Origin of the sequence: Pseudomonas parasichuanensis (assembly GCF_021601385.1) — a bacterium.
GTDB lineage: Bacteria > Pseudomonadota > Gammaproteobacteria > Pseudomonadales > Pseudomonadaceae > Aquipseudomonas > Aquipseudomonas parasichuanensis.
This window is the reverse complement of record NZ_BQHO01000094.1, coordinates 1-343: the sequence shown is the minus strand read 5'-3', so window position 1 is coordinate 343 and position 343 is coordinate 1. Positions and strand designations below refer to the sequence as shown.

The following is a 343-nucleotide window of genomic DNA, read 5'->3' as shown; positions in this document are numbered from 1 at the left end:
TCGCCGAAAATTCGCATTTCGCTCAGTTAAGAGCAGAACTCACAAATTTTACCTTAGCCTGATCACACACCAGTGAAAGTGCGTGTCAGTCTATCTATCACATATCCGAATTTTTAAAGAACGATCTAGTCAAAGACTAGAAATCAGCATTCACAATGGAATACTCATTTCTAAACTCTAACGAGCCAAGCCAGGAAGGCTTGTCGCCTCTACAAAGAATCAAGCAATTCGTGTGGGAGCTCATCAGCAGGCTGATGTCGTCGATTAAGGAGGTGATCCAGCCGCAGGTTCCCCTACGGCTACCTTGTTACGACTTCACCCCAGTCATGAATCACACCGTGGT

Annotated in this window: 1 rRNA gene; it reads right to left on the bottom strand. The window is 45.5% G+C overall.

From position 1 onward, the window contains the following. Positions 1 to 265 precede the first annotated feature (265 nt). A 16S ribosomal RNA gene (locus L6D77_RS27095) occupies positions 266 to 343 on the bottom strand; the annotation flags it as partial.